At 51.8% G+C, this 20,127-nt stretch carries 15 protein-coding genes; 6 read left to right on the top strand and 9 right to left on the bottom strand.

Translation table 11 applies throughout. From position 1 onward, the window contains the following. Positions 1 to 29 precede the first annotated feature (29 nt). Entirely contained in the window at positions 30 to 1,559 is a 1,530-nt protein-coding gene (locus BUF15_RS10100) for a B12-binding domain-containing radical SAM protein (protein WP_200802365.1), read from the bottom strand. Positions 1,560 to 1,979: 420 nt separating this feature from the next. Between BUF15_RS10100 and BUF15_RS10095 the strand changes: the two genes are divergently transcribed. The 3 genes from BUF15_RS10095 (at position 1,980) to pdxH (ending at position 6,010) form a co-directional block, all read left to right on the top strand. Beyond that, positions 1,980 to 4,079, top strand: coding sequence for a response regulator (locus BUF15_RS10095; protein ID WP_073613346.1), 2,100 nt, complete (start codon positions 1,980 to 1,982; stop codon positions 4,077 to 4,079). A gap of 291 nt (positions 4,080 to 4,370) precedes the next feature. Continuing rightward, complete coding sequence (locus tag BUF15_RS10090; RefSeq protein WP_073613407.1) at positions 4,371 to 5,300, top strand: Tim44 domain-containing protein; 930 nt, start codon at positions 4,371 to 4,373, stop codon at positions 5,298 to 5,300. A 62-nt stretch (positions 5,301 to 5,362) separates the two neighbouring features. After that, positions 5,363 to 6,010 (top strand): pyridoxamine 5'-phosphate oxidase, encoded by a 648-nt coding sequence (gene pdxH / locus BUF15_RS10085; protein ID WP_073613345.1) that lies wholly within the window; start codon positions 5,363 to 5,365, stop codon positions 6,008 to 6,010. Positions 6,011 to 6,132: 122 nt separating this feature from the next. Here the strand turns inward: pdxH and BUF15_RS10080 are convergent, their stop codons facing one another. The 5 genes from BUF15_RS10080 to BUF15_RS10060 all read right to left on the bottom strand — a co-directional run bounded on the left by BUF15_RS10080 (position 6,133) and on the right by BUF15_RS10060 (position 12,526). Continuing rightward, the gene (locus BUF15_RS10080) at positions 6,133 to 8,934 is read right to left on the bottom strand and encodes a hybrid sensor histidine kinase/response regulator (protein ID WP_073613344.1); all 2,802 of its coding nucleotides are present in this window, start codon (positions 8,932 to 8,934) and stop codon (positions 6,133 to 6,135) included. Then, positions 8,924 to 9,520 (bottom strand): DUF1638 domain-containing protein, encoded by a 597-nt coding sequence (locus BUF15_RS10075; protein WP_073613343.1) that lies wholly within the window; start codon positions 9,518 to 9,520, stop codon positions 8,924 to 8,926. Before BUF15_RS10075 ends, BUF15_RS10080 begins: the two co-directional genes overlap by 11 nt. Continuing rightward, positions 9,517 to 10,539, bottom strand: a complete 1,023-nt coding sequence (locus tag BUF15_RS10070) for a uroporphyrinogen decarboxylase family protein (protein ID WP_073613342.1) — start codon at positions 10,537 to 10,539, stop codon at positions 9,517 to 9,519. The genes BUF15_RS10075 and BUF15_RS10070 overlap by 4 nt, the downstream gene beginning before the upstream one ends. Further along, a complete protein-coding gene (locus BUF15_RS10065) occupies positions 10,536 to 11,237 on the bottom strand; it encodes a cobalamin B12-binding domain-containing protein (RefSeq protein WP_200802364.1) in 702 nt (233 codons plus the stop codon). Before BUF15_RS10065 ends, BUF15_RS10070 begins: the two co-directional genes overlap by 4 nt. Positions 11,238 to 11,350: 113 nt before the next feature. Next, positions 11,351 to 12,526 carry an RtcB family protein gene (locus BUF15_RS10060; RefSeq protein WP_073613341.1) on the bottom strand — a complete coding sequence of 392 codons (1,176 nt, stop codon included), beginning with the start codon at positions 12,524 to 12,526 and terminating at the stop codon, positions 11,351 to 11,353. 209 nt (positions 12,527 to 12,735) lie between these two features. On the opposite strand from BUF15_RS10060, the gene BUF15_RS10055 reads away from it, so the two are divergent. Next, a complete protein-coding gene (locus BUF15_RS10055; protein WP_073613340.1) occupies positions 12,736 to 13,266 on the top strand; it encodes a hypothetical protein in 531 nt (176 codons plus the stop codon). Positions 13,267 to 13,445: 179 nt separating this feature from the next. Here the strand turns inward: BUF15_RS10055 and BUF15_RS10050 are convergent, their stop codons facing one another. After that, the gene (locus tag BUF15_RS10050) at positions 13,446 to 14,456 is read right to left on the bottom strand and encodes an undecaprenyl-diphosphate phosphatase (RefSeq protein WP_234981151.1); all 1,011 of its coding nucleotides are present in this window, start codon (positions 14,454 to 14,456) and stop codon (positions 13,446 to 13,448) included. A gap of 355 nt (positions 14,457 to 14,811) precedes the next feature. Here BUF15_RS10050 and BUF15_RS10045 point away from each other — a divergent pair, with 355 nt between their 5' ends. Then, entirely contained in the window at positions 14,812 to 15,750 is a 939-nt protein-coding gene (locus tag BUF15_RS10045; RefSeq protein ID WP_073613339.1) for an ornithine carbamoyltransferase, read from the top strand. Between the two features lie 177 nt (positions 15,751 to 15,927). Here BUF15_RS10045 and BUF15_RS10040 read toward each other — a convergent pair whose 3' ends face one another. Then, the gene (locus BUF15_RS10040) at positions 15,928 to 17,340 is read right to left on the bottom strand and encodes a GTPase/DUF3482 domain-containing protein (protein ID WP_073613338.1); all 1,413 of its coding nucleotides are present in this window, start codon (positions 17,338 to 17,340) and stop codon (positions 15,928 to 15,930) included. Continuing rightward, positions 17,337 to 18,902, bottom strand: a complete 1,566-nt coding sequence (locus BUF15_RS10035) for a DUF2868 domain-containing protein (protein ID WP_073613337.1) — start codon at positions 18,900 to 18,902, stop codon at positions 17,337 to 17,339. The genes BUF15_RS10040 and BUF15_RS10035 overlap by 4 nt, the downstream gene beginning before the upstream one ends. A 119-nt stretch (positions 18,903 to 19,021) precedes the next feature. On the opposite strand from BUF15_RS10035, the gene BUF15_RS10030 reads away from it, so the two are divergent. Then, positions 19,022 to 19,804 (top strand): MBOAT family protein, encoded by a 783-nt coding sequence (locus tag BUF15_RS10030; RefSeq protein WP_073613336.1) that lies wholly within the window; start codon positions 19,022 to 19,024, stop codon positions 19,802 to 19,804. Positions 19,805 to 20,127 lie beyond the last annotated feature (323 nt).

Genomic DNA, 20,127 nt, shown 5'->3' with positions numbered 1-20,127 from the left:
TTGCTTTTTTACGCGAACAGAAATGGCTGTTACTGCCTGATCAGTCGGGGCATAAAGAAGGGCGCGTGATTAGAAGTGAAATGAATGGGATCATTTTGCAGAATGCTATGGATGACCGGCTCCCGCTTGAATTCACTCTCAAGAAAGCGGCGGATTTCTCTCCGGTTCCAACCGCGGGGGTGGTGAAAATCGCAGTAGATGGAAAGGTCTCCCTCATAAAAATCAGATATTTGCAGTTCATCAATCTCACGGCTGCCGATAGGCAGGTTGAAGATAGCAAGGTTGAGGAAATGGATTTCGTGGTGGTGTTGCCTGACGAAATCGAAGGTCTGGCGGGCCTCAGTCAGCGATTCTCCGGGAGTGCCAAAAAGCAGATAAATATAGGTGCCGATCCCCGCCTTGGCGAGCGCCTCCAGCACCTGGGCAACAAGTTGCAGATCAATACCCTTGTTCATCCGGTCGAGAATCTCCTGGCTCCCGGATTCCAGGCCCAGTTTTAACATAACGCAGCCGGATCGCCTGAGGCGTCGACAGAACTGCGGATCGGCCAGTTCCTTGGTGAAACGGACAAAACCGTACCATGGCACCCCCAGCGGTGAGTCGGCAAGTAGATGAAGCATTGCCGGACTGATGGCGTTATCCAGAAAGTGGACAAGTGATGGCTGGTTGTCACGAATCAGTTGCTCCAGTTCAGTCATTGCCATATCGGGGGTGACGGGATGGTAGCGGTTTCTTTCACTGGTTTCCGGGCAAAAGGAACATTTTCGCCAGAAACAGCCGGTCGAAGCGGCATAGGGGAGAATAAAACCTGGAGCCAGATAGCTGTAACGCCTGAAATCGGAATAGTCGGGGGATACGCGTCGTACTGGTAGCGAACCGGTCAGTAATTCAACGAGTTGTTCTTCGCCGGGGCCTGCTATCATGTAATCCACCAGCTCGTCGAACGGGTTGTGCCAACCGGGGCTCTGCAGCCAGGTGGTGACCAGTCCTCCCCCGAGAATCAGGATGATGTTGGGAAATTCTTTTCTTAGAAAACCGAGGATGGCAAAGGTACAGAGGGCCTGACTGAGGTAGTTGAGGGAGATACCGATATGGGTCGGCGAAGTTTCGGCAACTTCATCTCGCAGTCTTTTCTCGAAAAAGGAAAAAAAGAGGTTCTCCTGAAAATTTCTAGCCTGTTGCAGCAGATCATCACTTTTTAAGGGTGAGAGGTATGGATCCTGATAGTTGGCAAGTGAGATCTGGATATTTTGGGTATTGCCGCAATTTTCCAGAAAACGGTTGATATCGGCAACCGCTCGTATGTACTTGTCCGGGTTTTCGTAGGTTGCAGTTTCATTCAGACTTGCAAGATGGCGGTGGCGGTTTTTCGCAGCTCGCCGGGACCAGGTATCATTGGTCGCTATTTCTCGATCTATGAGGTACGAGAGTCCCTCGATGTTAAAGTCGCAGACACTGCAGGAACAGCCGTGGGCACGGAGAGTTGCAGCGAGAAGCGGAAGGCCGGCTGGCGGTTCCGCGGGCTTGGCTTGTGGTGGGTGAAGAAGGAGGATGTGCATGGTGTGTTCGGTCGGCGCGCGGGCTGGTTGGTTTGGCTGCGTACAATTTGCCGGATGTTTTGGGCGTTTCAACACTGTACATTTGATCGCAGCATCTTTTGTTACAGCAAAAACGTCCGGAAGAGAACCATAGGTAGCACCAGGAGAAGGGAAGCGCAAGCGCAATGCGAAATCCCTACCAGCGAAATGGCTTCAAGCAGAAGGCGGAATATGTTCTCTTTCAGGCCGAGTTTGACATTCGGAAGAATCGGACGATATACTGATGTTGAGTGTGTTTTACCAAATAAGAAGTGGATAGACCCGACTGTTTTGACGAAGGTTTTCAAGACAAGGGTATTAGAATTCACCGCGGACAGCTTTTTTCCCAAAAAAAAACGGGCGGCAGGTCGCAAGTGCGCTAACCTGCCGGAGCAATACTCTATGCAGCAAGACAAACCGGTTGTTCTGACCATTGACGATGATCCGGCGATCCGCCTTGGGTTTCGCTCCTATCTGGAGGATTGCGGTTATGTCGTGTTGGAAGCCGATAACGGCAGGGCCGGACTTGAGGTGTGGCGGAACAATCCTGTCGACCTGATCCTTGTCGATCTGCATATGGAAGAGCTGGATGGTTTATCGGTTTTATCTGAGGTGCGTAGACAGGATAATGATCTGCCGGTGCTGGTTGTCTCCGGTGGCGGAGGAATCAACGATGTTGTCGAGGCACTGCGCCTTGGCGCCAACGATTATATTTTAAAGCCGGTCTATGATATGTCGATCCTGCTCCATGCCATTGAAAAAGGGCTTGAGCGGGCGCGTCTCATTCGGGAAAACAAAAATTACCAGCAACGGCTTGAAGCAGAGGTTTCCGAAAAGACCGAAGCGCTCAGCAGTCTCTACAGCCGCCTCCAGAGCGTAGTTGAGTCGACAAAAAAACTGATTGGCTGTGGCGAGATCAATGAAAGCGGCCCAATGATCCTGCGGGAATTTGGCTACCATCTGAAAGCTGAGGGTGGTTCATTGTACGAAGTCGGTACAGATCAGCTCCGTTGTATATACAGTCTCGATAAGGGCCATGCGGCATCGACGCTGGTTATGCCTTTACCGAGCGGTACTGTCCTGTCCCAGGCCCTGGGAGCCAGTGAACCTTTTATCATCGAAAATACCGATTGCCAGGATTGGCCGAACAGCGGTTGGTCCGGGTATTCCAGCCCCTCCTGTATCGTCTTTCCACTCTGGGACAGAAAAGGTAGAATTTTCGCTATCATAACGCTCCATAATCCGGTACACGGTTCATTTGCCGCCCATGATCGGGAGATAGGCGCGATCCTCGCTTCGTATGTTTCGGAGGCCCTGCAGACGGGTGCCGCGGTGGCTACCATGAAACGGCAGGAAGAGCGAATGATCCAATCGCAGAAACTCGAAGCGATTGGCACGCTGGCTGGGGGCATTGCCCATGATTTTAATAATATTCTCTCGGCCATCGTCGGTTATACCGACTTGAGTCTTTTTTCAGAAGAACTGTCAGGCCCCCTGAAGCGAAACCTCGAACAGGTCAAAAAGGCCAGCCAGCGGGCACGCGATCTGGTTCACCAGATCCTCTCCTTTTCACGGCTTGAGGAATCGCAGGAGTCGGTCATCGATATTGTCCCCATCGTAAAAGAGGCGCTCAAGCTGCTGCGGGCTTCCATTCCGGCATCCATTACCATCGAACGGGACGTGGTCGAAGGAATTGGGCTGATCAAGGCCGATCCCAGCCGTATCCATCAGGTGTTGATGAACCTCTGTACCAATGCTGCCCACGCCATGCAGGAAAAGGGTGGAACATTACGGGTCGAGCTGGACAAGGTGGAGCCGAATGACCAGGGCTTTAGTCATTTAGGTGGTCAACGCTGTATACGGCTCAGGGTTGCCGATACCGGCACAGGAATACCTGCCGAGGCGCTAGCCAGAATTTTCGACCCCTATTACACCACCAAGCAGAAGGGGGAGGGTACCGGACTCGGGCTGGCCATGGTCCAGGGTATTGTCCGCGGAGCTGGAGGTGCGGTCAATGTGGAGAGCGAGGTCGGTCGTGGCAGCGTATTCGATGTCTACTTTCCGCTGGTCGAAACCCCGGCGGAGTCGGTTCAGCAGCCGGTCGATTTTGTTATGCCCATGGGCAACGAATGTATCCTTTTTGTGGACGACGAGGAGACTCTGGCGGAAATGGCTGGCGAAATGCTGAGAAAACTCGGGTACCAAGTAAAAATTATGACAAGCGGGATTGATGCTTTGCAATTGATCGAAGCGTCGCAGGAACACTATGATCTGGTAATCACCGACCAGACGATGCCGAATATTTCCGGGCTTGATCTGGCCCGTTCTATCGTGGCGCTCCATCCCGGGGTGCCGATAATCCTCTATTCCGGCTATTCAGCTGCTATCAGTGCAGATGAAGCAAGGGAAATCGGTATCAAAAAGGTACTGATGAAGCCACTCAGCATGACCTTGCTGAGTCAAACCGTTCGCCAGATTCTCGATGAAAAAAAGAGAGAATAGCCTGGATCACCATCATTTTCCCTTCCCGGCCTTGTCTGGCGGGTATTCATACTTACTGTGATTGACGTTGTCCGGCGAATACGTTGAGCCCTGATGAACAATCCGGGTTAATGCCGGGTGGCAATGGAGATCCTGGTCGATTTCCCATGACAAGGTTAACTCTGCCTGCTACATTCCCTTGTTTTCATGGGTTGATGCAGGCTCGGCAGTCCTTCCAGCAGTTGGAAAAGATTGACCCGCAACCTGCAGGTTGAAAACCGACACTACAAACTTTTGGACAAAAAACTCACAATGAACCTGTATCGAAAAATTACCCCTGTTCTGCTCATTCTGATTGCCCTCCTATTCTCTGGTGCGACTGTGCTCACTTATAGCGCAGATGCCCGGTCCATGGGTGGTGGCAAGTCGTTTCGCTCGACACCTTATAAAGCTCCGGCTCAGAAATCGACACCGTATAAGAGTACACCGTCACAGCAAAGCGGCAGCTTTGGCAGAGGGCTCGCCGGCGGGCTGCTCGGTGGCGCGCTCGGTGGTATGCTTTTTGGTTCCATGTTCGGTATGGGTGGCAGCGGTATGGGGATCCTGCCGCTTCTGCTGCTGGGCGGGGTAGGTTACTATCTCTATCGTAAGTTCACTCAGGGGGCGAGATCCGGCTATTCCCAACAGGGAGGTCAGTTTGGTGGTTTTCCAGGCCAGTCTCCCGGTCCCCGGCCGATGAATACCGACGTGATGAGAGATGTGCCGCCACCACCGCCAGGCTCGCCAATGTCTGTTGAAGAGGGATTTGCGGAGATTCGACACAATGATCCCGGTTTTGATCCGGCCTATTTCAAGGAAATTGCTTCCGATGTCTTCTTTCAGGTGCAGGCTGGTTGGATGCGACGGGACCTCGATTCCTATCGCCATCTGCTGGGCGACCAGCTGGCTGAAGAATATGCCGGTCATTTTGATGATATGCGAAAGAGAGGTGTGATCAATAAACTCGAATCAATCGCCATCCGTGGTGTAGAGATCAGCGATGCCGGCAGCACCGGAACCGAGGATTTTGTGACCGTCCGTTTTACTGCCAATCTACTTGACTATACTGTGAGCGATACAACCGGCGAACTGGTTGAAGGCTCCATGACCACCCCGGTTAAATTTGCCGAGGAGTGGACCTGGGCCCGTCCATTACGGACCGATGACTGGAAGCTGGAAGGGATCAAGGTGGTTAACGGCTGATTTTGTCGGCGTATGGTAGAGAGTCCATGCGCCGAAAGTTTTTGTGAAAGAAAGGTGCAGAAGTGGATTTAAGTCAGTTTCGCAGAGATTATCTGCTGGGCGGGTTATCGCGTAAGGATCTCAATCCCGATCCCCAGAAGCAGTTCAGCCTGTGGTTTGAGCAGGCCCGTAATACAACTGCCATTCCCGATCCTACCGCCATGACTCTGGCAACGGTGGGGCCAAACGGCCAGCCGAGTCAACGGACCGTGTTGCTCAAATATTACGATGAAAAAGGCTACGTGTTCTTCACCAATTTTGAGAGCAGAAAGGCGCGCGAGATGAAGGAAAACAGCCGTGTCAGTCTGCTGTTTGTCTGGCTGGACCTTGAGCGTCAGGTCCAGATCAACGGGATCTCAGAGCGGATCTCTACTGCCGAGTCGGCAAAGTATTTCATGACCCGACCAAAAGAGAGCCAGATTGCCGCCTGGGTATCAAGCCAAAGCCATACGCTCAGTTCCCGGCAGATTCTGTTGCAGAAATTCCAGGAGATGAAGACAAAAATCGGTGAAGGAAAGGTGCCGCTGCCCTCGTTCTGGGGCGGATACCGGGTTGTACCGGAAGAGATCGAATTCTGGCAGGGTCGAAAAAGCCGTCTGCATGACCGTTTTCTCTATACCCGGTCAGACAGCGCTCCATCGGGCTGGGCGATTGAACGTCTGGCTCCGTAAAGAGGCAGTGACGATTGAGAGCAAGCAGAGAGCCATGCCATTGCGGCATGGCTCTCGTCGTTTGTACAGGAAAATCTGTGGACAGCCCGGACAGGGTAAACAGCTGGTGCGTCTCCTGCCGATTATTTCAGTACATCACGTATTTTTTCAGCTAGCTCTTTTTTGGTAAACGGTTTCTGCAGAAAAGAGACGCCCTGGTCGAGAACGCCTTGATCGGCGATGATATTGGCCGTGTAGCCTGACATGAAAAAATATCGTATTTCCGGTCGCAGGCTGAGGATTCGTTCAGCCAGCTCCCGTCCATTCATCTCGGGCATGATCAGGTCGGTCAGCAGCAGATCAATTTTCTGATCCGAATTTTCCACGAGGCTGATCGCTTCTTCGGGTGTTGTTGCGGCGATGACAGTATACCCAAGGCGCCCAAGGAGGATGGTGGTCATTTTCAGGATCGCTTCCTCGTTTTCTACCAGTAATATGGTTTCGTTACCTCCTACCACCTGCTCTTCTGTATTCAGGTTTGTTATCTTTGTGATGTCCGTAAACCTTGGCAGGTAGAGGGTGAAGGTGGTGCCTTTTCCTGGCTCGCTGTAGGCATTGATAAATCCCTCGTTCTGACGCACAGCGCCGTAAACCGTGGCAAGACCAAGGCCGGTTCCCTCGCCGACGAGCTTGGTGGTAAAGAACGGCTCAAAGATACGGGGAAGGATCTCTTTTGGGATGCCGCAACCGTTGTCGCTCACCGAGATCCGCACATAATCTCCTGGGGAAAACCCTGGAAATGAGTGACTGTAGGTATTGTCGAGAAATATGTTTTTTGTCTCCACGCTGATATTGCCGATACCGCCGATGGCATCTCTCGCGTTGACGCAGAGATTGGCCAATATCTGGTCAATCTGGGTCGGGTCTATTTTGATCGGCCAGAGATTGGCACCGGGCAGCCAGTGGAGGGCAATATTCTCGCCGATCAGTCTTCTGAGCATTTTTAACGTGCCTTCGATGGTCTCGTTGAGATCGACAACTTTAGGGGCAATGGTTTGTTTGCGGGCAAAGGCCAGCAGTTGTCTGGTAATATCGGCTGAGTGGAGCGACGCTTTGTAGATTTGCTGCATGGCATGATATAGCGGCAGGGTTGGATCCAGTTCCTCCAGGGCCATTTCTGTATAACCCTGGATCACGCTCAACATATTATTGAAATCGTGGGCCACACCTCCGGCCAACTGGCCGACAGCCTCCATTTTTTGGGATTGCCGCAATTGCCGCTCAAGCTCAAGTTTCTCGTTTTCGGCTTTTTTCTGTTGGGAGATGTCCTGAATGACGCCGTCGATTTTCAGGGCATTGCCTGCTGCATCCCGTTCTACTTCAGCAATCGATCTGATGATGCGGGAGGGTGGCCCTGATATTGGATGAATTTCAAACTCAAGATTGTACGGGATTCCCCGTTCGATCAGGTCTTCGAGCGCTTGATGAACCCGCTCCCTTTCAAGAATACAGCTTTCCACCTGATCAACGGTGAAGTCCTTGCTTTCCGGATCAAAACCATAGATACTTTTGGCCTGATCGGAGCCCCAGAAGGTCTGGGTGGCGATGTTATATTCCCAGTTGCCAACTTTACCGAGTCGCTGCGCGCTCTTATAACGCTTTTCGCTTTCTTTCAGGGAGTTTTCCGCCTGTTTTCGTTCTGTGATGTCACGGGCGATGCCGAGGACGCCGATTGGGACTCCATGAGCGTCATATACCGGGGTTTTGATGGTTTCCAGGAGACAGTGGTAGCCATCTTCCGCAAAAGTGACAGACTCCTCGTTGATGCACGGTCGCCCCTCGTACAGGGCGTTTTGGTCGTGGGCGCGAAAAAAATCTGCGAGATCCGCATCGACAAAATCGTAATCGGTCTTCCCGAGAATATCAGCTTCCCTGGCACCAAAAAAACGTTCAAAGGTCCGGTTACAGCTGAGGTAGACGCCATTGAGGTCTTTGAGCCAGATCAGATCCGGGATGGTGTCAATGAGCGTGCGATAATGGGCCAGCGCTTCAATAAGTGCTGTTTCTGTTCGTTTCCTCTCCGTGATATCTCGAAGGAAGACGATGATCTCTTTGTTCTCACTGTCGGGGCGTAGTTGCGCATTTATCTCAACTGCCAGCATGTCGCCATTCTTTTGCCGGTGAGTAGTTTCAAACCGGAGTCTTTTTCCAGCAAGAATGTTGCGCACATTGGCCTCAATTTCTTTCGGCGTTTGAGTGATATCGAGCTGGGCAATGTCAAGACCAATCAGTTCGTTGCGGGCAAAACCACTCATCTCACAGTAGGCGTCGTTGACCTCAATGAGCTGGCCTTTGGCATCGACGCACCAGAAGCCATCCATCGCTGTCTGCAGAATAATCTGGGAGCGCATCTCGCTCTCCTGCAACTGTCTGGTCCTCTGTTCGACAAGCTCCTCCATGTTTCTGTAGAGATAGGAGTTTTTCAGTACCAGCGACAAAATGCCTGAGATGTCCTGCAGGGCCTCGAGAATATGCCGGGAACCTGGTGCATCCATCAGATCAAGGAGCAGCAGTAGACCGACCGATTCACCACCTACCTGGAGCGGGACGGCGAAAGACTGCTGCAGATCCAGCTTTAACAGCCAGTAGCCGGCCTCTCCCTTGCCTTGTTCGATAAGCGTCGCCCTCTCGAATTGGCCAGCGCATTCAACCAGACGTGCTATTTCGTCTTGCTTGAAGAGTTCACCTTTTCGTTCCGGACAGGCAGCAAGAAACTGGTAGCTGCCATTATGATTTCTTTCACACAGGGCCACGATCCGGGTTCCGATGATTTCACGAATCTGGGTGGTGATATGCCTGGCGCATTGGTTGATATCCGAGGCGTATGCGAGAATGTTATTGATCAGGTCGTTTTTGAGTGTGAAAAGTGGCCAGTCAGGATTCATCGGTATCTCCTTGTGCCATCCGATTAATGGCGTCTTTCACAGCCTGTCTGAGCTGGCCAAGTGTCACAGGGAGAACACCTATCGGCATATCGAAAAATTCGGCTATATTATTGAGCGTATCCTGGGGAACCGGGATGAGTCCGGTATCGAGATAGAGAAGTTTTCGCTGATTTTCCTTCATGAATTCACGGGCCAGGTCCCGATCGGTAAATCCCAGTTCCTTTTCAAAAACCTCATGCCATCGCTCTGTCCACTCCGGCAGGAAAAGAAAGGTTTTACTGTTACGGCAGGTGCGGTACTCCTCTGTGCCAAGCAAAAGATGGCCGCAGTTGACACCGTTGACTTTTGCACAATGTGGCCCTTCGGCGGTTTCCCGCATATGGGCATGGCAATCACCATAGACCAGCAGGCAGGACCGGTCGGGCCTGTCTGCAATCTCTTTATCGATTGCTTCACGCATCTTTTCGGGATGCATATGGAGCATCGAGTCGAGAAAGACCAATTCGGCCTCTGGATAGTCTTTTGCGAGCAGCTCTTCAATTTCCCGGCGAAGGACCGAGCAGCAGATGACGGTGAGAGGCTTCATATCGTTGTATTGAAGTTGCGTATTGCCAGGGCGATGGCCTGAAGCAGTTCCGGTGGGGTGGCAAATGGGATATCAGCATTGGCGGTTGCGAAGATGAAACATGGGTCCTCTTTGCGGTCTTCGAGTATCTCGTGGACTTTTTTCATGATCGTTTCCGATTTGACACGTGCAAGGGTAATACCATTGAGATTGCCAAGGATGAGTCGCTCAGGACCAAGATGAGCACGGGCTTCGGTAAGGGAATCTCTATGGTCGAGGGCAAAACCCGCGACATGAGGTAATGAAGCATACTCGCTGAGGCCGGATGCCATGGGATTGCCGCCGTGATGAAAGACGATCGGTCCTTCAACCATGGAAAATGATCTGGCCAGCGCCGGCAGGATAATCTCTTTGATGAGGTGTGGGTAGAGTATCCTGGGGTTGGTAAACATCGTCGGTACACCGATAAACGATGCACCGTCAGCTAGCAGGGCATTGGCCATGGCCGCAAAATGGCTGGTTGTCTTCTCCATGATGTGTGCCGCTTTATCCGGTGCGAAAAGCAGGGTTTCCAACCACTGGTCGATACCGAGAATAATGGCCGGCAGATCGACGGGCGCGGTAAGCAGAGTGCAGATCGGGGTGCTGCCATCGTATTTGCCAGAGAGTAGTCTGGTGCTTTCCCGGAAGTAACAAAGGCTTGGATGGTTGTCGATATCCGGAGCCTGCTGCTCGATAAATTCGTCGGCAGATCGGAAGGCGGGCTTTTTGACGTTTGGTGGATTGTTCGGCAAAAAAATCAGCTCACTACCGAAGGCCTCGGCTTCCAGGGAAAGAGCGAAAGGGGCAAAGAGGATGTCCGGTGCACAAAGCGCCATGACCGCTTCCTGTCCCTCGACGTAGCGATATGGCTGTCGATAATATTCGGTGAGCGGGCAGCCGGTGAGTCGTGCGCCATACAGGCTCAGGGTGAGGGTGAATGGCCGTTGCTGTTGTGGTTGCTGCCGAAGGGCAAGGAGCACCCTTTCCTTGGAGTTCATGTATTCTCCAGGCCTGAAAGTTCTGCCATGAGTCGCGGGGTATCGACGGCACTTGAGGCGGTGCCGTCGCCTCCCAACTCTGCCACCAGTTCCGGCCTGATCCTGAAGATCGCGCCGCCAACTGCCAGCTTGATTTTCCCCGTAAGACCCCGCCGATCGATCTCCTTGCGAATGGTAAGAATGTTCTCGGCGGTGGTGAGCATCATGGCCGATACTCCGATGATCTTCGCCTGGTGCTTGACTGCGACATCGACAAAGGTTTCTGCTGGTACGTCGTTGCCAAGATCGATCACTTTCCAGCCGCTGGTCTTCAGAAAAATAGCCACAAGTTTTCTTCCCAGGGAATGGTAATCGTCCTCGACATTGCCGAGCACGACTGGTCCCAGAGTCTCCGGTACGACTTCTTCGGCCTGGGCTGCCTTTAAAAGGACGTCTTCAGCGATTTTACCGGCCATATAACCGGCGGCGAGACTGATTTCCTCTGCCATCCAGAGCTTGCCGATCTCATCGAGAGTGGGTTCAAGCAGATGGCGAATGGTCTCCCGCCAATGAAAGCGGCCGGCCCAGTCTTCAAGGAGAACCATTGCCTGCTGGCGATTGCCGGCGAGGATGTGTCGGAGGAGTTCTTCGCGGGTGCTGACGATATCCATAATTAGAGGCGTGAACTTGAAGATTATCGGTGAGGCACTACCTGACACATGAAGTATCTCATGGGATCCTTTATGGAGTCAAGGTACGGTGAGAAAAGAGTGGTACAAAAGACAAGATGGCCGCTCACGTCATATCACACGAGCGGCCATTTGATGTGGTCTTACCCTTTTATCACGGCGAGGGGGCGGAGGGTGGTGACCGGAGTGATGAGGTCTGTCTGGCGAGATATGACTTCTTCGATGTTTTTATAGGCTCCTGAGGCTTCTTCGAGATCTCTTTTACCGCGAATGGCGTGGATGATTTTCTGCTTCTCCAACAGAGCGATCTCCTTTTGCAGATCGAGCTGGCGCTGGGCTTGTTTGCGGCCCAGTGTTCGGCCGGCGCCATGTGAACAGGATGAAAAGCTTTCTTCATTTCCTTTTCCCCGAACTATATAGCTGGTGGTACCCTGTGAACCGGGAATGATACCTATCTGATCTCTGCCTGCTCGGGTGGCACCTTTACGGTGAACCATCACCTCTTTGCCGAAATGGTATTCGAGTGCGGCATAATTATGGGCCACATTGATCATCTCACCAAAACTGACCGGGGCACAACACTGCTGCACTGCATCAATGACCCGCGCCATCATCAGGGCCCGATTCGCCAGGGCAAAATCGACGCAATACTGCATCTCAGCAAGATAGAGGCCGCCTTCGGGGGAGTCGACGGGCAGATAGGCCAGCTGCCACTGGGAGGGGATGAGCATGCCCAACCGTTTGTTGCGCTCTTCGGCAACCTTATTGTAGTGGTTGGCCACCTTGTAGCCGATATTGCGGCTACCCGAGTGGATCATCAGCCATATATAACCATGTTCATCCTGCTGGATTTCAATGAAATGGTTGCCGCCGCCAAGCGTTCCCACCTGATACCTGCCGCTTTCGTACTCTCGGGAGACAATTGGCAGATCGCGCACTGTCATGCCGTCTGGTGGCTTCGGCATATGGGCGGGTGACTGGGCTTTTTTGTGATGCTTGAAACCAAGGGGTATTTGTAAGCGAATAGCGGCCAGGATGTTTTTCAAGGTGTTGCGATCCACCTCGGTGAGTGACGTCCTCACCGAGCACATCCCGCAACCGATATCAACTCCGACCGCATTGGGAATGACGATTCCGTCAGTGGCGGCGACGCCGCCGATGGGCATACCATAGCCGACATGGGCGTCGGGCATAATCGCGACATGGCTGTGGATACCCGGCAGATTAGCAAGATTCTTTGCCTGCTGGAGGGTGTCCGGATCAAGATCTGGCAACCAGAGTTTGATCGGTTTCTTTTCGGTTTTGATGGTCTTTTCCATGGTTGCAGCAGATATCGGCAAGAGTGATGTTGTGATGTTGACGCATGACCGTGATGATGTAATCGTACACCAAAGTGGTGGATGGATGAAGCAACTATTATTGCCGAGAGGTACACGTTTATAAAAAGCAGTTTCACTTACTTAGTAAAAAGCGATAAACTCTCAACAGGACCTGAGCATTCTGGACATACAACGGGATGGAGGGCAATATGCGAAAGATGAGAAGCGACCGAGGCGCCTTTTATAGGCGCTGGCCTTTGTTTATCGTGTTTGCGGTGTTGATGGCGGCTTTTACGCTGGTTGTCGTTGAGGCGGAAAGTGACATCATCCTAACCGTCGTCGGACCAAGAAACACCCCATCAATAAGCTATACCGGACTGCGGATCAAGGCTTTGCCACAGAATTCATTTTCCACCTTTGATCAGTGGGACAGGAAACATCGAAGGTACACCGGGGTAGGGGTACTGACACTCTTGGAAGATATCGGCTATGCCAGCGACTCCAGTCAGGTGGAAGTCATTAGCCGCAATAATCATAGGGTCAGTATTGATCTGAGCGATATTCGCCGATATGGGCATATCTTTTCCTACAGGATGGATGACAGCGATTATGCAGATATACCCGAAGATAACAAAGGGCCAGTGGCCATTGCCGTAAAAACTGATAACCTGGGTGAACGGGAGCGGCAACGGATAAGCGATCAGGTCGTATGGTGGATTGAGAAAATCATTGTCAGGTGATACTCCAAAGCAATTGTCAACGAAGCACTAGAAAATACAATCTGCGTAAATGTAAAAGCCGCTCTGTTCAAGGACTGGAACAGGCGGCTTTTTTTGTTGATGATATGTCTTTTCAGTTCGTCAGGAGCATTCGGTAACAGGTTGTTAACATGCTTGGTGGAATCTTGAACAATCTTCCATCAGATAACATTTGTGATTAAGAGGCCTCCAGCGACGAAGGCCAGAGCAACCCGGTAATAGCCGAAAATGGCCAGGCTGTGGTTGTTGAGGTAGGAAACCATCCATTTGATGGAAATTACTGCGGCGATAAAAGCAAAGACCAAGCCGATGGCAAGGGAATAGGGGTCAAAGGTCTGCAGCATAATCTCCCCGTGTTTGATACCGTCATAGCAGGTTGCAGCTCCCAGGGTGATAACTCCGAGAAGAAAGCTGAACTCGACCGCTGCAGGCAGACTCAAACCGACCAGCACACCCCCGACAATCGTCACGAGGCTGCGGCTGACTCCCGGCCACATGGCGATACATTGGGCTGTGCCGATGATAAGTGCCATTTTCCAGGTTAGCTCATCGAGGGTACAACCAACCCTCTGGGTCGTGGTTCTTTTTTGGCGAGAGGTGACAGCGAGAATCGCCACACCACCTGCCAGCCAGCCGGCCACTACCGGCCAGGGCCCAAAGAGGTAAGTCTTGATGATTGAATTGAACAGCAGGCCGATAACAGCAGCTGGCAGAAAGCCCACAACGACATTGATAAACATCCTTAACCCTGCAGGATTGCGGCCAAGCAGCCCTTGCACCATTTGCCTCACCCTGCCAAAATAGAGGCCAAGCACGGCAATTATCGCTCCCGCCTGGATGCAGATGGCATAAGCGTCTGCCGCTGTTTTGTTGTTTTCCTGCTCGACTGGTGAAAGCTTCGAGTTTTCTCCAATGCCCATGATCCGTTCAGCCATGAGCAGATGGCCGGTTGAACTGACCGGCAGGTATTCTGTTAAACCTTCCACCACTCCAAGGACAATTGCCTGGCCGATGGTCATGGTGTGTTTGGCAGGAATGCTGTCTTCGCTGAATGCGATCTTTGCAGTGAATGTTACGAGGAGAATGGCAAGCAGTAGATGGATAAGTGGCTGTCGTCGAAGAATCATCAGTTTGTGTAGATATTTGAAGTTGAAAAATGTTTTCAGACTCATACCTTCTTTTGGGCAAAAAAGTCTATTTAAAAATCGTTTTTTAAATCAGTTTGTGTCTGGTACGGATGTGTCTCATGCTTGGTTTTATCTCTGGTAGTTGTCGAGATGCATGTCTGTCTCAGAGAAAACCCTCCCACTGTATTGACGCTATTTGCCGCTTTGTCAAATCAGCCTGATGGGGCCAGCAAAGTACGGTCGCAACGTATAATTACAATTTGATATTCTCTGCTATGCATGGTTTATATATATTTTGTTGACGGGACGCGGAGGTTTCTAGCCATCCTATGGCACTGCTATTCCTCTAGTTTGACCGTGGAAATAACATCAACCTCTTTAAATATTTTTTTGTAGAGTTATGAATACGAATAAAAGAAACGTGAAGCACCTGATCGACTGGAATGACTGGAGTGATCAGGAAGTGAAGGAAGTTCTCGATTTTGCCAGCAGAATTAAGCACAACCGCTGGAGTTATCAGGGGTATATGACGGGAAAAACGCTGGTTATGCTCTTCCAGAAAACGTCTACCAGAACCAGGATTTCCTTTGAAGCCAGTATGACGGAAATGGGTGGGCATGCGATCTTTCTGGATTGGATGACCAGTAACTTCAAGCTCTCAAAAATCAGCTATGAGACCGCCTACCTTTCCAGAAATGCAGCCATCATCATGGCTCGTGTCAAGGAACATAAGGATTTACTGGAGATGAAGAGCACCGCATCCGTTCCCCTGATCAACGGGTGCTGCAATATGTATCATCCCTGTCAGGCGATGGCAGATATGCTGACGATTCATGAGGATCGGGGCAGTCTCGAAGGTGCAAAGCTTACCTATATCGGTGTTCATAATAACGTCGTGAATTCCCTGATGTCGGCCTCGGCAGCCTTGGGAGTTGAACTGACCCTGGTCTGCCCGATCTCTGATGAGAGTGAGGTGGATCAGACCAGCAAAGCAAAGCTGAAGTCGAAAGGACTCTTAATCGAAACCCTCGATGTGAAAGAGGCCGTGAGAACAGCTGAGTATGTGTATACCGACACCTGGATCAATATGGAATTCTTTGACAACCCTGAATACAAAGCATTCAAGGATGAAAGAATTGCCACCATGATGCCTTTTCAGATTAATCGGGAACTCTTAAAAGATTCGAAAGCCAAGATCATGCATGATATGCCGATCCATCCGGGCTTTGAAATCGCCGAAGATTGTGTGGATGATCCACGATCCATTATCTATGATCAGGCGGAAAATCGCCTGGAAGCACAAAAAGCGATCATGGTCTATTTATTGGAAAAAATGTGATTCCTTGAGGATCCAGGGGCTTTGATCTCTGGTTCCTCAATAAGCAAACCAAACCCTCTCCGGTGCTTGCTGCACATCGTTGGTGTGCAGCTATCTCTTTGACATCCCCTGAAATAGATCGGTTGTATCTCTTCGGCAATTTTTTCTCATCACACCAAAACACAGACCGCTAAAGCTCTACTCATGATGAGATATTTCCTTCAGGGTCTCTGAAAGGATTCTTGCAAGTTGTTCACCAGATTCACGTATGGCTTGTTCCCGTTGTTCGGTAACAGCGGAAAAATAGGCTTTGCAGATTCGCAGGTGACCCGCCGGCCACTTGCCGGTATAGACTTCCGATGTTGTCGCGGGTTCGGGCAAAAGGGTCTGGTAATCCCGTCGGCCGTGGGCCCAGTTGATGGTGTGGCGATAGAATAAGAGGCCACGATTGATGAGAATGAGCAGCAGGTTGATATTGGCGGCTGGGCCGATTTTCACATTCTCGCCGCCGATTTTCATACCGAGCAGATTCTTGGCGGATGTACTCAATTTTCTACCGCCCATGATGGCGCCCAGTGCTCCGGCCGCTCCGCCGATTCCGGTAAAAATTCCAAAAGAGAGACCGGCGGTGAGTAGATCAAGCTTGGCGCCTACCACCGCCCCGCCAAGGGCGCTGGCTATGGCCACCTGCGTCTGGCTGAGGCCGAGCAGGTGCCAGGTCCGTTCGCTGAACAGGTCTTCGTTCAGCAGCGATTGGGGTGGCAGGGTGTATTGAAAGATATGGTGCTTGTAGAGGGCCCTGATTCTCTCGTGCGCCTTTTGCTCCTTGTCCGCAAGGGTCTGGCGATAACTGGCGGCGAGTCGGGTTTCCAGGGCGGTGGCATCGCCTCCATCCGGTAGATCGCCACTCACCGAATACTGCAAACAGTCATTGATCATTGCCAGCAGAATATCGACCGTAGCGCTGTTGCGAGCCGCCCAGTCGGCCTTGAAGGCCCGGACCACCTCGTCTAAGGTTGACTGCCAGTCCTGGTCGATGGATTTCAGTGTTTCGAGCAGCAGGATTCGCTCGGCGTAGGTGGCACGGTGGGCATTAAAAACCCGATTGGAATTGAAATTTTTCCGGAATTCGACTTTCCAATTTTCCAGCTGGCTGCTCTCTTCTTCCTTGCAGTTGATGATCGCCATTCGTGGCCGGCCGGTCAGTCGTAAGATCTCCATTTCGGCTTTGTCCACGTTGCGCACTGGCCGTGATCCATCTACCACATAGATGATGCCCGCACCACGCTCGATGGGTAACAACAACTCAACATCGTCACGAAGCTCTTGAACATCCTTGAATTTTTCGCGGAAACGCTTGACGGGATCCCTGCCTTCCGCAGCGATCATCCGCATTTCTGCCACCACGCGAGAGGGATTTTGAAAGCCGGGAGTATCGGTGAAGCGCAGCATCTCACGGCCATCGATCACGACGGGGAAGGTACGGCACTCGGTAGTTTCACCCGGGATGGCGCTGACCCTGACCGAATCGTCCTCGGCAAGGGTCGATAGCACCGACGATTTCCCCTCATTGGGATGACCCAGTATGGCGATTTCCGGAACAGTCGTCATGATGTCCTCTCATGGATGAGTTCTCGGGTAGTGAGTTGCGGGTCACCTAAAGCAGCCATTTTCTCACGCCAGATCCGGCTTTGGGACGGGTCTGTGACCAGGGTGAGTGCATTTTCTGCATCTGGTTTGCCCACCAGCCGGAGCATGATCGGCAACTTGCCGATCCGCGAGCGCATCTCGCGTACAAAGGACTGGAAGCTGACAAGCGGTGGCATCCACGCTTCCATGATGATGACTATTGCCACGGCTTGTTCCACCTGCTCTGCAGCCAGCCGGGCCAGCAGCTGCTGGTCACTATCGTAGTCGATCATAAACCGATGGCTCTGTGTAATCCTGAAACCTTCAGAAGCCATAATTCTTGCAAGGGTTTCAGGCTGACAACTGTCGAAGATTTCATCTGGCAACAATGCGATCACCGGTTCTAAAGTAATATCCGTGGCATGATCCGAAGTGGCAGGGGAGTGAGGTGTCATCTTTCCTGCGGTCTGCGGAGTAGTTTCCGGTAACGCCTGACTGGAGACTGTTGGGGTCTGCATCCGTCGCAATACCTGCCTGGCCGCAAGCGAGCTGAAAATCGGATGGTTGTAAATCCGCCGCTCTTTTTGTAAACCCATGCCAAGCAGCAAGAGCCGCAGTAAAAGTCCGTAAAACACCACAGAGAGCAGCAGAAACGGCCACCAGGAGATGAGATCCGGGGTCTGCAGGCTACTGATCCCTTCTTTCAAAATGATATGTGAACCTTCGATTTCGGCAAGGGTCGGATAACCGGTTCCCTCGGGAAGAAGCCAGGACCAGGGCAGGGCCATCCAGGAGATGAAGCTGTGGAGTGACTGGGTAGAGAACTGCAGGGTCGATTGCCAGCCAAAGGCGATGTCGCTCACTGTTATCTTGAAAAAGGTCGCCGCAAGCAATCCCAGGTTGAAACAGATGGACGCCAGTTGAATGATTGTAAACAGCGGCCAGAAGAAAAGGGATGGGTATATTGCTGCAGCTGACCGCATCCGGCCAATGTTCGCCTCAGCTGCCAATCGCTTTTCTCCGGAGAGGTGACTGGTGGTGCGGCGAGAAAGCCTGACAATAAGACCAAGGGCAAAGGTGCCGAGGGCTCTGATAATAAGCGAATGTGGGATTGCGCGCAGACCGAGCTGGATGAGTCCGGCTCTGGCAAAAAGGAGAGCGGCGAGTATGAGCTGGCTGAAGACAAAAAGTACCAGAAAGTGGAGAACATTGACCGGGGTAGCTCCTGAATAACTGAAAAATGCCAGGCCAACGCCCGCACCGCTCATCAACCCAAAAAATATCAGCAGAAGGCAAAGCAGGGAGTGTGCTTCTTGGAAAAGCGCTCCAGGGAGAGGCTGTGGATCACCACCATGCTTTTTTCTGCGGGCTGCAAGCCAGAGAGCAAGCAGAGATGGTGCAGGTTGATCTTTTAATGTAGCTCCGCCCTCATCGAGGAGGATCTGCCGGTCACGCTCGTGCAGTTCTTCCCCGGCCATCTCACTGTCCTGCTGGAAAAAATATTCCAGGTCCATGATATCGTAATATTTCCATGTGCTGTTCATGGGGGCTACTATACCAGAACTGTTCGCACCTTTCCGCTGTTATTGCGCATTTGGTTGTTCCCTGTTACAGCTTGCAGAGGTCCGGCAGCCCGGGAAAACGAAATTTGAAATATGGAGGTATGATACAGATGAGCGGAGAATGGCAGATGACCTGCTGGTACCTGATTGTGCTGATACCAGTGGCGCAGCTGGCCAAGATGGGCAGTTTGTGGAGGGCAGGTGTTCGTCGTCCTTTTGCGATGGTTGGATGCTCATTTTTCTGGGCACCGTGGTTATCTCTGCCGAGTTGGGAGAAGCGGACGAGGCTGGAAGCGGGGCAGTCAAAACACCGGTTGCTCCTCGTGTCGTGCGGGCAGCTGGCAGCTATTACTGCGGTGTACGTTTTCTTTATCCCGATGATTCGCGCTTTCCCTTTATGGCTACAGTCGTATCTGGCTATTGTGCCGTTTTGGCTCCTGCTGGAAGCCCTTGGCGGACTTTGCCGCCTGCTGTGGCTCCCATCTGGTCGGCTGGTGCCAACCATCAATAACCGGCCCTGGCAGGCAAAGCATCTTGCAGATTTCTGGGGGAGACGCTGGAACCGGCTTATTGGCGACTGGCTGCATCAGGTGGTCTTTATGCCGTTGAGACGCCAACCAAATACTGCAATGTTTGCGACGTTTCTGGTTTCAGGCATCATTCATGAACTGCTGGTAAGTTTGCCGTTCATGCTCGTCTATGGAAAAAGTATATGGGGCTTGATGACCGGCTATTTCCTCATCCAGTATCTGGCAATACGCATTGAGCGCTGGTTGCAGCTCTCTGCGTTTGGCAAAAGGATGCTGCTGTGGATTGCGGTGCTATTGCCTGTGCCCCTGGTGCTGAATTGCGGCACATTACACATTTTTCACTTGGGCGGATGAGTGTGGATTGGGATGGCTTGTTACAACGTCGTGATCCGATGTTACAGATTCAGTTTTTCGGTTCAAGCGCGGCCTGGCAGTTTGTATGATTATGAATTTGTTACGCGGAGGAAAGCAGTATCGGACATCGTCAGCGTGAGAAATGGAGTAAATTTTCCTTCGCATGCCGATCCTAATACTGAAACACCTGCACGCATAACATCAGCTGCTCCAGCAGATTACTAGTGAAGCATTCAAGAACGCTCAATCTGGCAATCGATTTTCCTGGGATGCCTATCCCTTACTTGCCCCTGTACAATTGTTTGTTAACTGACATATAATAT

The organism is Desulfopila aestuarii DSM 18488 (assembly GCF_900143695.1).
GTDB lineage: Bacteria > Desulfobacterota > Desulfobulbia > Desulfobulbales > Desulfocapsaceae > Desulfopila > Desulfopila aestuarii.
The sequence above is the reverse complement of the archived record's forward strand: the minus strand, read 5'-3'. Positions and strand labels throughout refer to the sequence as shown.

Bases quoted from the DNA above. Each gene is read 5' to 3' on its own strand.
- BUF15_RS10100 (WP_200802365.1), bottom strand. From the start codon at position 1,559: ATGCACATCCTCCTTCTTCACCCACCACAAGCCAAGCCCGCGGAACCG.
- BUF15_RS10095 (WP_073613346.1), top strand. From the start codon at position 1,980: ATGCAGCAAGACAAACCGGTTGTTCTGACCATTGACGATGATCCGGCG.
- BUF15_RS10090 (WP_073613407.1), top strand. From the start codon at position 4,371: ATGAACCTGTATCGAAAAATTACCCCTGTTCTGCTCATTCTGATTGCC.
- BUF15_RS10080 (WP_073613344.1), bottom strand. From the start codon at position 8,934: ATGAATCCTGACTGGCCACTTTTCACACTCAAAAACGACCTGATCAAT.
- BUF15_RS10075 (WP_073613343.1), bottom strand. From the start codon at position 9,520: ATGAAGCCTCTCACCGTCATCTGCTGCTCGGTCCTTCGCCGGGAAATT.
- BUF15_RS10070 (WP_073613342.1), bottom strand. From the start codon at position 10,539: ATGAACTCCAAGGAAAGGGTGCTCCTTGCCCTTCGGCAGCAACCACAA.
- BUF15_RS10060 (WP_073613341.1), bottom strand. From the start codon at position 12,526: ATGGAAAAGACCATCAAAACCGAAAAGAAACCGATCAAACTCTGGTTG.
- BUF15_RS10055 (WP_073613340.1), top strand. From the start codon at position 12,736: ATGCGAAAGATGAGAAGCGACCGAGGCGCCTTTTATAGGCGCTGGCCT.
- BUF15_RS10050 (WP_234981151.1), bottom strand. From the start codon at position 14,456: ATGAGTCTGAAAACATTTTTCAACTTCAAATATCTACACAAACTGATG.
- BUF15_RS10045 (WP_073613339.1), top strand. From the start codon at position 14,812: ATGAATACGAATAAAAGAAACGTGAAGCACCTGATCGACTGGAATGAC.
- BUF15_RS10040 (WP_073613338.1), bottom strand. From the start codon at position 17,340: ATGACGACTGTTCCGGAAATCGCCATACTGGGTCATCCCAATGAGGGG.
- BUF15_RS10035 (WP_073613337.1), bottom strand. From the start codon at position 18,902: ATGAACAGCACATGGAAATATTACGATATCATGGACCTGGAATATTTT.
- BUF15_RS10030 (WP_073613336.1), top strand. From the start codon at position 19,022: ATGATACAGATGAGCGGAGAATGGCAGATGACCTGCTGGTACCTGATT.